Here is an 11,671-nt window from a genome sequence, read left to right as displayed (position 1 = left end):
GCGGCGTCCTGCTCGCATTAGCCGGTGACGCCTATGCTGTCCTACATCTTCCGGCGCGTGGTGTACGCCCTGCCCATCATGGCGGGGGTCGCGCTGCTCTGTTTCCTGTTGATCCATCTGGCGCCTGGCGATCCGCTGGTGTCGATCCTGCCGCCCGACGCGTCCGCCGACCTGCAGCGGCAACTGATGCAGTTGTACGGTTTCGACCGTCCGCTCATCGAGCAGTTCGCGGGCTGGCTGTGGCGCGCGCTGCATGGCGATCTGGGCACCTCCATCGCCACCGGCCGCCCCGTCGCCGCCGAAGTGCTCAACGCGGTGGGTAATACCTTGCGGCTGGCCTGTCTGGCGACGATGCTGGGCTTTGTCGTGGGAGCGTTCCTGGGTTTCGTCGGCGGCTATTACCGCAACTCGCCCATGGACCGCCTGGCGTCGTTCGTGTCCGTCATCGGCGTCAGCGTGCCGCACTATTGGCTGGGCATGGTGCTGGTCATCGTGTTCTCGACGCAACTGATGTGGTTGCCGCCTACCGGCGCGGGGCCGGGCGGCTCGGGCGAATGGGCCGCGGACTGGGCGCATTTCCGCCACATGATCCTGCCGGCCGTGACCATGTCGGTGATCCCCATGGGCATCATCGCCCGCACGGTGCGCGCCCTGGTGGCCGAGACCCTGTCGCAGGAATTCGTGGTCGGGCTGCGCGCGCGCGGCCTGACCGACCTGGGTGTTTTCCTGCACGTGGCCAAGAACTGCGCGCCCACGGCGCTGGCCGTGATGGGCCTGCAGCTGGGCTACCTGCTGGGCGGCTCCATCCTGATCGAGACCGTCTTTTCCTGGCCGGGTACAGGCTTCCTGCTGAACGCCGCGATCTTCCAGCGCGACCTGCCGCTGCTGCAAGGCACGATCCTGGTGCTGGCGCTGTTCTTCGTGGTCCTGAATCTGGCCGTCGACATCCTGCAAGGCCTGTTCGACCCGCGCATCGAAAGGAGCTGATCGCATGACCCATTCCCTTGCAAGCCCGGCGGCCGCGCCAGCTGCGGTGCCGGTCGCCCGGTCGCCCGGCTACTGGTCCAACGTGTGGCGCCGCTTGCGCCGTGATCCCGTGGCCGTGGCCGCCGGCGCCGTCATCCTGGCGCTGATCGTCATGGCGGTCCTGGCGCCCTGGATTTCTCCCGCCGATCCTTTCCAGGCGTCGATGCTTAAGCGCTTGCGGCCCATCGGCACCGAAGGCTATCCGCTGGGCGCCGACGAGCTGGGCCGCGACATGCTGTCGCGCCTGATGCTGGGCGCGCGGCTGTCCCTGTTCATGGGCATTGTGCCGGTCATCGCGGCTTTCGCCGCAGGCAGCGCCATCGGCATCCTGGCAGGGTACGTGGGGGGCTGGACCAGCACGCTGATCATGCGGGTGGTGGACGTGTTCTACGCGTTTCCGTCCGTGCTGCTGGCGATCGCGCTGTCGGGCACGTTGGGGGCAGGCATCTTCAACGCCATCGTGTCGCTGACCATCGTCTTCATCCCGCAGGTCGTGCGCGTGGCCGAGAGCGTTACCGCGCAGGTGCGGCGCAGCGACTATGTCGACGCGGCCCGGGCCTCGGGCGCATCGCCGTTCACCATCGTGCGGGCGCACGTGCTGTCCAACGTGCTGGGTCCGATATTCGTGTATTCGACCAGCCTGATCTCCGTGTCCATGATCCTGGCTTCCGGCCTGTCGTTCCTGGGCCTGGGCGTGCGTCCGCCCGAACCCGAATGGGGGTTGATGCTCAATACGCTGCGCACTGCGATCTATACGCAACCCTGGGTGGCGGCGTTGCCCGGCGTGATGATCTTCATCACGTCCATGTCGTTCAACCTGCTGTCCGACGGCCTGCGGTCTGCCATGGAGGTCAAGGAATGAGCGCACTGATCGAAACGGCTCGCGCCGCCCACGACGATGTGGGTGGCCCGGCCCAGCCGCTGCTGAGCGTGCGCGGGCTGGTCAAGCACTTCCCGCTCAAACGGGATCCGTTGTCGCGCAAGCGGGGCGGCAACGCCGTGCGCGCGGTGGACGGCGTCGACTTCGACGTGAAGAAGGGCGAGACCCTGGGCGTGGTCGGCGAATCCGGTTGCGGCAAGTCGACCACGGCGCGGCTGGTGATGCAGCTGATCGCGCAGGACCAGGGCGAACTGGTGTTCGACGGCATGGCGGTCGGCTCGCGCGCGCTGGCGTTGCGGGAATTCCGGCGCCAGACGCAGATGGTGTTCCAGGACAGCTATTCGTCGCTGAACCCGCGCATGACCATCGAAGATTCGGTCGCCTTCGGCCCCCGGGTGCACGGCACGGCCCGGAACGACGCCATCGCGGTGGCGCGCGGTTTGCTGGGCCGCGTGGGCCTGGAGCCGCAGCGCTTTGCCGGCCGCTATCCGCATGAATTGTCCGGCGGCCAGCGCCAGCGCGTGAACATCGCGCGCGCGCTGGCGTTGCATCCGCGGCTGGTCATCCTGGATGAAGCGGTGTCGGCGCTGGACAAATCCGTGGAAGCGCAGGTGTTGAACCTGCTGCTGGACCTGAAGGACGATTTCGGGCTGACGTACCTGTTCATCAGCCATGACCTGAACGTGGTGCGGTACATCTCGGATCGGGTAATGGTCATGTACCTGGGCGAAGTCGTCGAGCTGGGCCCCGTCGACCAGGTGTTCGACGCGCCGCGCCATCCCTACACGCAAGCGTTGCTGCGGTCGATGCCGTCGATGGAGCCGGGGCAGCGCACCGAATCGGCGCCGCTGTCGGGCGATCCGCCCAATCCCATCGATCCGCCTTCGGGTTGCCGCTTCCATACGCGCTGCGCCCAGGCTCGCGCAATCTGTGCGCAACAGGCGCCCGCCATGACGCGGCAGGGCGACGGCCATGCCGTGCGCTGCCTGATCCATCAACCCGATTCCGGCTACGCCGCTTCAGGAGCGCTGGCATGACGTCCGCCCCGCAACCGCTCGTCAGTATCCGCAACCTGGAAGTCGCTTTCCAGGCCGGCGCGAAGACCGTGCATGCACTCAATGGCGTGAACCTGGAAGTGGGGCGCGGCGAGGCCGTCGCGCTGATCGGCGAATCGGGCTCGGGAAAAAGCGTGACGCTGCGTGCACTGATGCGCCTGCATCCACCGCGCCGCACGCGCATCCGCGGCCAGATGCAGGTGGACGGGCGCGACGTGCTGGCGATGAGCCCGCGCGAGCTGGCGGGCATGCGCGGGCCCGTGGTGTCCATGGTGTTCCAGGAACCGCTGCTGGCGTTGGATCCGGTCTACACCGTGGGCCGTCAAATTGAAGAGATGGTCCGCCGGCATACGGGCAAGACGGCCGCCCAGGCGCGCGCGCAGGCTTTGTCGTTGTTCGAACGGGTCCGCATTCCGAGCCCGGAGCGCCGCCTGCAGGCCTTTCCGCACGAGATGTCCGGCGGCATGCGCCAGCGCGCCATGATCGCGCTGGCCTTGTCCTGCAATCCCAAGGTGCTGTTGGCCGATGAACCCACGACTGCGCTGGACGCCACCGTCCAGATCCAGATCCTGCTGCTGTTGCGCGAATTGCAGCGTGAACTGGGACTGTCCATCGTGTTCGTGACCCATGACATCGGCGCGGCCGCCGAGATCGCGGACCGCGTCGCCGTCATGTATGGCGGCCGGATCGTCGAGCAAGGTACCGTCGCCGACCTGTTGCGCGCGCCCCGTCATCCTTACACCCTGGCCTTGCTGAAGGGCAGGGCGCATGGCGCGATGCGCAAAGGGCAACGACTTGAAACCATTCCGGGGTCCCCGCCTGACTTGGCCGCCTTGCCCCCCGGCTGTTCGTTCGCGCCGCGTTGCGGCTTGGCGCAGCCCCGCTGCCAGGCGGCGGTGCCCGGCATCGAGCCCGTGGCGCCGGGGCACGAGGTGCGGTGCATTCGGGTGGCCGAGACGCAATAGCCGGCCAAACCTGTTTCAACGTATCACCGGTGCAATCTGTCCCTGATATGGGTTTTGATTATTGGCCGATAATGCTGGCTGTTGCTCCCAGCCGGACCCCTTATGCCCTGCGTTACCCGTCGTGTTGCTTTGCCGCTGTTCGCCGTCCTGACGGCCGTCTTGGCCGGATGTACCTCCCCCAAGCCGGCCTACGAACGAGAGGATTTCACCCAGAACGAGGTGTTTTCCCGCACGTTCCCCACCGCCAGTACCACCGCCTGCGACGCGGGCCGCCGCGCTTTGCTGAGCCAGGGCTACAACATCGACCGGTTCGATCCGGCGCGGGTGTCGGGGCACAAGAATTTCCAGGGTGAAGACGGGCTGCATACCCAGATCAATTTCAATATCGACTGCGCCTCGGACGGCAGTGCCAACCAGCGTGCCACGGTGTTCGCCAACGCCGTGCAGGACCGCTACTCGATCAAGCGCACCAGCAGTTCCGCCAGCGTGGGCGTGAGCGTGCTGGGCCAGGTGTCCATGCCGTTCGGATCCAGCGACGATTCATTGGTAAAGACGGCCAGCCAGACCGTGTCGCGGCCGAAATTCTACGAAGGCTTCTTCCAGCTGCTGCAGCGCTTCCTGCCGGACGCCGAAGCGGCCGCCGCGCCGCACGTGCCGCCGCCCGCCCGGGCCCGCGCCAACGCGCCCAAGCCTCCTGCGCCTGCCGATCCGGTGGTTGCGCCGGACACGCCTGCCGACACCCTGAACCCGGCCGTCGCGAACGGACCCTCCGGGGCAGGCGACAAGCCGGCGGCCGCAGCGGAGCCGAATCACGCGGCATCGCCGGCCGCGCCGGGCAATACGGAAGCCGACGCGGCAAAGCCGGTGCTGACGCCGGCGGTCGGGCCGTCATCTGGCACCACGACGGTGGCTCCCGCCACGTCTGCCGCGTCGGCGACCCCGCCGGCCGCGGCGCCGGCTGTGACGCCGGCTGTGACGCCGGCTGCGGCGGCTCCCGGCAACTAACCCACGCCTCGATCACGCGGCGCCGATTTGCCTTGGCGCAACCCGGCGCCCGCTTTCGGCGCTTCAGGTTGCGCGCAAGCGGTGATAATGCCGGCCATGACATACCAACTTCTCAAGATGGCCCACGTGGCGGCCGTCGTCACCTGGATCGTCGGGTCGCTATTCGTTTCGCTGTTCCTGCTGTCGTCGCAGCCACAAGACGGCGACGACGCGCCGAAGGAACGCAGGATGCTGGGCGCGCTACGCCGCTGGACGCTCTGGGTAACCACGCCGGCAATGATCGTCTCGTGGCTGATCGGCCTGCATTTGGCGATGACCTTTGGCTGGTTTGCCATGAACTGGATCTGGATCAAGGTTGGCGCCGCGCTGGCCTTGTCGGCCTTGCTGGGCATCCAGAGCGGCGCATTGCGCCGCATGGCCAATGGCAGCCCGAAGCGGCCGCCCGGGGTGGACTTCTACGCGCCGATCACCGTCGTCGCCTGTGCCGTCATCGTGACGCTGGTCGTCGTCAAGCCGTTCTGATCCGCCGCGGACGGCTTATGCCGCCCGACCATATCCAAAGATCCCCGTAATAAGGACTCAACGAAGTATTCGTTCGTGGCCGCCGGGGCCGTCCCTAGAATCGTCTCTCTCATCACCGCATTGACGCAGAGGCGATTCCACCATGACTATCGGTATTCAGGGCGCGCGCGCCGCGCAGGGCCGGACCGCGCCCCTCAAGCGGACGCGTCTCGTCCTTAAGGCATTGCTGGGCGCCGTGCTGGCGTCCGCCGCGATGTTCCATGGCCCGGCGTTTTCCGCCGACTCCCAGCCCCTCAAAGTGGGCGTGCGGGGCGGCGTCGACGAGCAGATCTGGGAAGTGGTGACGCAGGTGGCCAAGAAGAACGGCCTGGCGGTCGAACCCGTGGTCATCACGGGCACTGCCAGCCCCAACGAAGCGTTGAACAACGGCGACCTGCAAGCCAATGCCTTCCAGCATATTCCTTTCCTGAACGACCAGATCAAGCAGCGCGGCTACAGGCTGGTGCCGGTGGCTAACACGCTGATCTCGCCCATCGCTTTCTATTCCAGGAAGTACAAGTCGCTGAAGGATCTGCCGGACGGCGCTCGCGTGGGCATCCCGAACGACCCCAGCAATCAGACTCGCGCCCTGGTGATCCTGCGCGACCAGGGCCTGATCACGCTCAAGGATGGCTTTGATCCGGCGACCGGCACGGCCACGCTGGCCGACGTGACCTCGAATCCGAAGGCGCTGAATTTTGTCGAAAGCGCGTCCGTCGTGTTGGCGCGGTCTTTGCCGGACGTGGACACCGCCGCGATCGTCAACAGCTTCGCCTACCAGGCCGGCCTGATCGCCACGCGCGACGGTATCGCGGTGGAAAAGAAGGAAAACAATCCCTACGTGAACATCATTGCCGTGCGCGAGACAGACAAGAATGCGCCGTGGGTGCCCGAATTGATCAAGGCCTACCACTCGGAAGAAGTCCGCCAGTTCATCCTGAGCAAGTACGAAGGCTCCGTGATTCCGGTTTTCTGAGATGCAGTACGAGTTCTCCCACCCCGGTCCGGCCACGGCGGCCGGGCAGACGCCCGGGCCGGACGCCCATATCGTCTTCGAGGGGCTGCAAAAACGTTATCAAAGTGCGCAGGGCACGGTGACGGCGCTGTCCGATGTGTCGTTCCAGGTCGCGCGCGGCGAAGTCTTCGGCATTATCGGGCGCAGCGGCGCGGGCAAGTCCACATTGCTGCGCTCCATCAACATGCTGGAGCGGCCTTCCGCCGGCCGCGTGCTGGTGGACGGCGTGGATGTGGGCCAACTGGACGAAGACGCGCTGGTGGGCCTGCGCCGCCGCATCGGCATGATCTTCCAGCACTTCAACCTGCTTTCCGCCAAGACGGTGGCCGAGAACGTCGCGCTGCCGCTGCGCGTGGCCGGCGTTGCGTCCGCCGCCGCGCGTGTGCGGGTTGACGCGCTGCTGGACATGGTGGGGTTGCGCGACAAGGCGGATGTCTATCCGTCCAAACTGTCGGGCGGCCAGAAGCAGCGCGTAGGCATTGCGCGCGCGCTGGTGCATCAGCCGGAAATCCTGCTGTGCGACGAAGCCACCTCGGCGCTGGATCCGGAGACCACGCATTCGATCCTGGCGTTGCTGCAGGACATCAACCGCAAGCTGGGGCTGACGGTCGTGCTGATCACGCACGACATGGCGGTGATCCGCGAAGTCTGCCATCAGGTGCTGGTGCTGGACGGCGGTCGCAAGGTGGAACTGGGCGAGGTCTGGCGCGTGTTCGGCAATCCGCAGGCGGACGCCACGCGCGCGTTGCTGCGTCCGTTGCAGCATGAACTGCCGGCCGACCTGGCAGCCAGGCTGGTGCCCGATCTGCATGGCCGCGAAGGCGTCGCCGTGCTGCGGCTGCGCTTCACGGGGCATGGGCGGCCCGACGGCGTGTCGTTGCAGGCATTGGCCGCGATGGGGCCGGCCGCGACGCTGCTGCATGGCGGCCTGGACCGGCTGCGCGGGCATGCGCAGGGCAGTCTGCTGGTGTCGGTGCCGGCGGGCGCATTACAGGAAGAGGCCGCGCGCGCCGCGCGGTTGGCGGATCAGATCAAGGTGCTGGGTTATGTCGCTGCCGATGTTTGATAAATACCTGCAGGCGTTCCTGCAGACCCTCGCGATGGTCAGCGTGTCCGCCGTCATCGCGATCGTGTCGGGGCTGGCGTTGGCAGTCGTCCTGACGGTGACCGCAGCGGGAAATCTGTACCCCAAGCCGCGCTTGAACAAGGCGCTGTCGATCACGGTGAACACATTCCGCGCCATTCCGTTCATCATCCTGCTGGTGGCCATGCTGCCGTTCACGCGCTTTCTGGTGGGCACCACCTTGGGCACTTGGGCGGCCATCGTGCCGCTGTCGGCCAACCTGGTGCCGTTCTTCGCGCGCATCGCGCAGGTCAGCCTGAATGATGTCGATCACGGGCTGGTGGAGGCGGCGCGCGCCATGGGATGCCGGCGCTGGCACATCGTGCGCCACGTGCTGCTGCCCGAGGCCTTGCCGGGCATCATCGGCGGCATGACCGTCAGCGTCATCGCCATGATCAACGCGTCGGCCATGGCGGGCGCGGTCGGTGCAGGGGGCTTGGGCGACCTGGCGATCCGCTACGGCTACGAACGTTACGAAACCCGCGTGATGTTCGAGGTGATCGTGATCCTGATCGCGCTGGTGTCCATCGTGCAGTTCACCGGCGAATGGCTGTCGCGCCGCGCCGACCATAAGCGATAGGCCGGGCGTGGCGATGCGGGCGCGCGGACAAACCGGGTCAGGGCAGCGCCGAGAGAATGCTCGCCAACTGCTGCCTGCCCAGTTTTTCCTGCTCGGCGGACAGTTTGCCGATCGCCGCCATGTGCTGATGAAACCGGTTCAGGTCGTCATTGCGGTCGAACAGCAATTCGTCGTGGTCGGCGTACCAGTGCTGGCGGTTGTCGTCCAGCAACGTGATCATCTGGCCGAACTCGCGCAGGATGCGCGCCTCCAGCGACCAGACCTGTTCCAGGTTGGCGCTGCGTTGGGCCAGCGACGCGTCCAGGCTCGTCAGCATCTTCTGTTTTTCCGGCTCGCGGATCGCCAGCGAGCGGATCAGCGCGGGCATGTCTTTCAGTACCTGCAGGCTTTGCTGCTGGTACTTCGGCACCAGATGCTCGGCCTGCTCCAGGATCATGCGGCTTTCCACCAGGCCGGTGTCGCGCGCCAGCCGGTGCGCATCCAGCAGCCGGGGCATGCCGATGTCGTTCAGATCCTGAAGATAGGCCTTGTGCTGCGCCAGCCGTTCACCGGCCACGGTCTTGATGACGCGTTCCAGTTCACCGTAGAAACCGGTGGCCTTGGGCGTCGGGTCGATGTCGGGTACGGCCTGGGGGCCGCCGTCCGGGTTGCCGACCATCAGGCTCAACGTGTCCGCGACTTTGCGGATTTCGGTGGCGGCCACCTGTTCCTGTTCGCGTTCGCCGGCGTTGCGCAGGCCGATCACCACGGCCGACGCCAGCACCGCCAGCACGGCAATGAGCGCCATACGCAGCCAGCGAGGCCGCGCGCGCGGGGATTGCAGGGGCTTGTCCTGGGAAATCATGGCGCACCAGATATTGGGGACATGGTTTTGAATGTAACGCAGTTTTCCGGCAAGGGCGCGAGGCCTTTGCAATATTCGATGACAGGAGTTCAACAATGTCCGACACCCCTCAGCAAGGTTTCTCCACCCGTGCCATCCATCTGGGCTATGACCCGCGGGAGGAACAAGGCGCGTTGTCCCCGCCGTTGTATCTGACGTCCACATACACCCAGAACAGCATCGAGGCCTTCGATCAGATCCGCCTGGGCGAAAAGCAAGGCTATGTCTATGGCCGCACGCGCAACCCGACGCAAGCGCTGCTGGAAGAGCGGCTGGCCTCGCTGGAGGGGGCCGAGGCTGGCGTCGTCACGGCCTCCGGCATGGCGGCCATTTCCGCCACCTTGTTTTCGCTGTTGCAAAGCGGCGATGAGATCGTCGTGGACCAAATCGTCTACGGCACCGCGTTCACCTTGTTCACGCAGGGGTTGAGCCGCTTCGGCATCCGCGCGGTCTTCGCCGATTTCACGCGGCCCGAGACCGTCGCCGCCGTGATCGGCCCCAAGACGCGCGCCGTCTATTTCGAGACGCCGGCCAACCCCAACCTGCGGCTGGTCGACATCGCCGCCGTGTCCGCCATCGCGCGCGGCCAGGGCGCGCTGACCATCGTGGACAACACCTTTGCCACGCCGGTGCTGCAGCGCCCGTTGGCGCATGGCGCCGACATCGTGTTGCATTCCGCCACCAAGTACCTGGGCGGCCACGGCGACCTGCTGGCCGGGGCGGTGGTGGGCAGCAAGGCGCACATTGACGCCATCCGGTTGCAGGGGCTGCGCTATTTCACGGGGGCGACCTTGTCGCCGTTCACCGCTTTTCTGGTGCTGCGCGGCATCAAGACGCTGGAACTGCGCGTGCAGCGCCATAGCGAATCCGCCTTGAAAGTGGCCAAGCTGCTGCGCGAACATCGGGCCGTGGCCGACGTGTTCTACCCGGGCTTGGAAGGCACTCCTGGCGCGGACATCGCGCAGCGCCAGCAAGCGGCGGGCGGCGGCCTGGTGGCGTTCGAGCTGAAGGGCGGGTTGGCCGCGGGCCGGAATCTGTTGAACAGCCTGAAGCTGGCGCGCATCGCCGTCAGCCTGGGTGACCCGGAAACGCTGATCCAGCATCCAGCGTCCATGACGCATGCCAGCTATTCGGCGCAAGACCGCGAGAAGTACGGCCTGTCGGAAGGGCTGCTGCGCCTGTCCGTGGGGCTGGAGACGCCAGACGACATCCTGGCCGACCTCAAGCAGGGGCTGGACCGGGTGTAGGTCTCGACGTGCGGACCCTGATTCTGTAAAAAATGTTACAACGTTTGATTCTCGTCAAATCCACGCCACGGCGCGCGAGTTAGGGTTTCGCCTTTGCCTGATGGGCCGCCGGCGTTTGGCCGGCGGGCGTGGGCAGGCGACAAGCGCAGCAAGGACAGGATTCATGACAGACAAGAGACCCCAAGCCGGACAAGAAGACATTGCCGCCGCGCCGAACCCGCGCGCCGGTGCCGCCGCCAAACGCACCGCCCGCACCCGTGCCGGCACGGGCACGGGCACGCGCCAGCGGCAGCCGGCGACGGTACCGCCCATCGAGCCCGTAGTGCAGGCCCGCAAGCGCGTGGCCGCCCGCGAAAACGCCGCTCGCCAGGAAACCGTGTCGGTGCTGTCCGATATCGCGCGCCGCTACACGGTCGGCCCTGACGCGCAGGCCCACGAAGCCCTGCGCTCCGTCATCGAGGAACTGTCGCCGGATGACGCCCGCGCCGTGCATCGCGCGCTGCTGGACGCCAATACGCAGGGACCAGGCGGGCGCCGCAACCCCGACGAGGAGCTGGCGACCGATTGGCGCGAAGGTATCTATCCGTATCGCCACCGCATGCTGCGCCGCAATTATGAAAAGCAGAAGTACCAGTTGCAGGTCGAACTGCTGAAGCTGCAAGCCTGGGTCAAGGCGACCGGCCAGCGCGTGGTGATTCTGTTCGAAGGGCGCGACGCGGCGGGCAAGGGCGGCACCATCAAACGCATGATGGAACACTTGAATCCGCGCGGCGCACGCGTGGTCGCATTGGAAAAACCGTCGGACACCGAAAAGGGCCAATGGTATTTCCAGCGCTATGTGCAGCACTTGCCCACGGCGGGCGAGATCGTGATGTTCGATCGGTCCTGGTACAACCGCGCCGGCGTGGAACGCGTGATGGGCTTTTGCTCGCAGCAGGAGTATCTGGATTTCCTGCGCCAGGTGCCTGATTTCGAACGCCATCTGGTCACGAGCGGCATCCATCTGGTCAAGTTCTGGTTCTCGGTCAGCCAGGAAGAGCAACGCCGCCGGTTCCTGCAGCGCAAGGTGCACCCGCTCAAACAGTGGAAGCTGAGCCCGGTGGACCTGGCTTCGCTGGACAAGTGGGACGACTACACGCGCGCCAAGGAAGCGATGTTCGCGCACACTGACACGGCGGATGCGCCGTGGATCGTCGTGAAGTCCGATTGCAAGAAGCGCGCGCGCCTGAATGCGATGCGCTATGTGCTGAGCCGCTTGCCGTACGAAGGCAAGAGCGGCGACGCCGGCATGGCACTGGATTCGCTGATCGTGGGCCGGGCGCTGTAGGCGT

At 66.2% G+C, this 11,671-nt stretch carries 12 protein-coding genes; 11 read left to right on the top strand and 1 reads right to left on the bottom strand.

Going from position 1 to position 11,671, the window contains the following annotated elements; all coding sequences use genetic code 11:
- The first annotated feature begins 33 nt into the window (after window positions 1-33).
- The 9 genes from HG262_RS10155 to HG262_RS10115 all read left to right on the top strand — a co-directional run bounded on the left by HG262_RS10155 (window position 34) and on the right by HG262_RS10115 (window position 8,210).
- A complete protein-coding gene (locus tag HG262_RS10155; protein ID WP_169270899.1) occupies window positions 34-987 on the top strand; it encodes an ABC transporter permease in 954 nt (317 codons plus the stop codon).
- Window positions 988-991: 4 nt separating this feature from the next.
- Window positions 992-1,888, top strand: coding sequence for an ABC transporter permease (locus HG262_RS10150; RefSeq protein WP_169270898.1), 897 nt, complete (start codon window positions 992-994; stop codon window positions 1,886-1,888).
- Complete coding sequence (locus tag HG262_RS10145) at window positions 1,885-2,943, top strand: ABC transporter ATP-binding protein (protein WP_169270897.1); 1,059 nt, start codon at window positions 1,885-1,887, stop codon at window positions 2,941-2,943. Before HG262_RS10150 ends, HG262_RS10145 begins: the two co-directional genes overlap by 4 nt.
- Window positions 2,940-3,926: an ABC transporter ATP-binding protein gene (locus HG262_RS10140; protein ID WP_169270896.1), complete on the top strand. Its 987-nt coding sequence runs from the start codon at window positions 2,940-2,942 to the stop codon at window positions 3,924-3,926. The genes HG262_RS10145 and HG262_RS10140 overlap by 4 nt, the downstream gene beginning before the upstream one ends.
- A 102-nt stretch (window positions 3,927-4,028) precedes the next feature.
- Window positions 4,029-4,931, top strand: coding sequence for a DUF2242 domain-containing protein (locus tag HG262_RS10135; RefSeq protein WP_169270895.1), 903 nt, complete (start codon window positions 4,029-4,031; stop codon window positions 4,929-4,931).
- Between the two features lie 96 nt (window positions 4,932-5,027).
- A complete protein-coding gene (locus HG262_RS10130; RefSeq protein WP_248293316.1) occupies window positions 5,028-5,453 on the top strand; it encodes a CopD family protein in 426 nt (141 codons plus the stop codon).
- Between the two features lie 253 nt (window positions 5,454-5,706).
- Window positions 5,707-6,468 (top strand): MetQ/NlpA family lipoprotein, encoded by a 762-nt coding sequence (locus tag HG262_RS10125; protein ID WP_248293319.1) that lies wholly within the window; start codon window positions 5,707-5,709, stop codon window positions 6,466-6,468.
- A gap of 1 nt (window position 6,469) precedes the next feature.
- Window positions 6,470-7,573 carry an ATP-binding cassette domain-containing protein gene (locus HG262_RS10120; protein ID WP_169270893.1) on the top strand — a complete coding sequence of 368 codons (1,104 nt, stop codon included), beginning with the start codon at window positions 6,470-6,472 and terminating at the stop codon, window positions 7,571-7,573.
- The gene (locus HG262_RS10115) at window positions 7,554-8,210 is read left to right on the top strand and encodes a methionine ABC transporter permease (RefSeq protein ID WP_169270892.1); all 657 of its coding nucleotides are present in this window, start codon (window positions 7,554-7,556) and stop codon (window positions 8,208-8,210) included. Before HG262_RS10120 ends, HG262_RS10115 begins: the two co-directional genes overlap by 20 nt.
- Before the next feature lie 37 nt (window positions 8,211-8,247).
- On the opposite strand, the gene HG262_RS10110 is transcribed toward HG262_RS10115, so the two are convergent.
- On the bottom strand, window positions 8,248-8,997 hold the full coding sequence (locus tag HG262_RS10110; protein ID WP_248293315.1) for a hypothetical protein: 750 nt from the start codon (window positions 8,995-8,997) through the stop codon (window positions 8,248-8,250).
- A 152-nt stretch (window positions 8,998-9,149) separates the two neighbouring features.
- On the opposite strand from HG262_RS10110, the gene HG262_RS10105 reads away from it, so the two are divergent.
- Window positions 9,150-10,340: an aminotransferase class I/II-fold pyridoxal phosphate-dependent enzyme gene (locus HG262_RS10105; protein ID WP_169270890.1), complete on the top strand. Its 1,191-nt coding sequence runs from the start codon at window positions 9,150-9,152 to the stop codon at window positions 10,338-10,340.
- A 163-nt stretch (window positions 10,341-10,503) separates the two neighbouring features.
- The gene (ppk2, locus tag HG262_RS10100; protein WP_169270889.1) at window positions 10,504-11,667 is read left to right on the top strand and encodes a polyphosphate kinase 2; all 1,164 of its coding nucleotides are present in this window, start codon (window positions 10,504-10,506) and stop codon (window positions 11,665-11,667) included.
- Window positions 11,668-11,671: the final 4 nt, after the last annotated feature.

Source organism: Achromobacter sp. Bel (assembly GCF_012928505.1).
In the GTDB taxonomy this organism is placed as follows: domain Bacteria; phylum Pseudomonadota; class Gammaproteobacteria; order Burkholderiales; family Burkholderiaceae_B; genus Achromobacter.
Note: the sequence above shows the minus strand (reverse complement) of the source record. Positions and strands in the feature narration are given on the sequence as shown.

Coding starts and splice junctions, on each gene's coding strand:
- ppk2 (WP_169270889.1), top strand. CDS start 10,504: ATGACAGACAAGAGACCCCAAGCCGGACAAGAAGACATTGCCGCCGCG.
- HG262_RS10155 (WP_169270899.1), top strand. CDS start 34: ATGCTGTCCTACATCTTCCGGCGCGTGGTGTACGCCCTGCCCATCATG.
- HG262_RS10145 (WP_169270897.1), top strand. CDS start 1,885: ATGAGCGCACTGATCGAAACGGCTCGCGCCGCCCACGACGATGTGGGT.
- HG262_RS10140 (WP_169270896.1), top strand. CDS start 2,940: ATGACGTCCGCCCCGCAACCGCTCGTCAGTATCCGCAACCTGGAAGTC.
- HG262_RS10125 (WP_248293319.1), top strand. CDS start 5,707: ATGTTCCATGGCCCGGCGTTTTCCGCCGACTCCCAGCCCCTCAAAGTG.
- HG262_RS10150 (WP_169270898.1), top strand. CDS start 992: ATGACCCATTCCCTTGCAAGCCCGGCGGCCGCGCCAGCTGCGGTGCCG.
- HG262_RS10115 (WP_169270892.1), top strand. CDS start 7,554: ATGTCGCTGCCGATGTTTGATAAATACCTGCAGGCGTTCCTGCAGACC.
- HG262_RS10110 (WP_248293315.1), bottom strand. CDS start 8,997: ATGGCGCTCATTGCCGTGCTGGCGGTGCTGGCGTCGGCCGTGGTGATC.
- HG262_RS10135 (WP_169270895.1), top strand. CDS start 4,029: ATGCCCTGCGTTACCCGTCGTGTTGCTTTGCCGCTGTTCGCCGTCCTG.
- HG262_RS10120 (WP_169270893.1), top strand. CDS start 6,470: ATGCAGTACGAGTTCTCCCACCCCGGTCCGGCCACGGCGGCCGGGCAG.
- HG262_RS10130 (WP_248293316.1), top strand. CDS start 5,028: ATGACATACCAACTTCTCAAGATGGCCCACGTGGCGGCCGTCGTCACC.
- HG262_RS10105 (WP_169270890.1), top strand. CDS start 9,150: ATGTCCGACACCCCTCAGCAAGGTTTCTCCACCCGTGCCATCCATCTG.